Source organism: Thiorhodococcus minor, assembly GCF_010820565.1.
In the GTDB taxonomy this organism is placed as follows: domain Bacteria; phylum Pseudomonadota; class Gammaproteobacteria; order Chromatiales; family Chromatiaceae; genus Thiorhodococcus; species Thiorhodococcus minor.
In genome coordinates, this window is sequence record NZ_JAAIJQ010000346.1 from 1 (window position 1) to 491 (window position 491).

A 491-nucleotide genomic window follows, 5' to 3' on the forward strand; every position below is an offset into this window, starting at 1 on the left:
CCTCGTGAAGCAGAGCTTCTTCTCCGAGGTCACGAAGCTGGAGCTTCGTGACCAGAGCCTGGTCTACTGGTGAGTCCACTGGTGACGAAGCTCCAGCTTCGTCACCCGCGCGATGAAGCTCCCGCTTCTCGAATGTAGCTACCTCGGTCAGCTCTGGCTGACCCAAGCCGTCACGGACACGGGACCTGCGCTTGTGCGGCGGCGCGTCGACCCTCGTGAAGCAGAGCTTCTTCTCCGAGGTCACGAAGCTGGAGCTTCGTGACCAGAGCCTGGTCTACTGGTGAGTCCCCTAGTGACGAAGCTCCAGCTTCGTCACCCGCGCGATGAAGCTCCCGCTTCTCGAATGCAGCTACCTCGGTCGACTTCGGTCAGCTCTGGCTGGGCCAAGCCGTCACGGACACGGGACCTGCGCTCGTGCGGCGGCGCGTCGACCCTCGTGAAGCAGAGCTTCTTCTCCGAGGTCACGAAGCTGGAGCTTCGTGACCAGAGCC

Annotated in this window: 1 protein-coding gene; it reads left to right on the forward strand. The window is 62.7% G+C overall.

The window, feature by feature from the left end:
• Window positions 1-292: 292 nt before the first annotated feature.
• Window positions 293-491, forward strand: a 199-nt coding sequence (locus G3446_RS27835) for a hypothetical protein (protein ID WP_209262681.1), incomplete at its 3' end; no start/stop codon positions are given.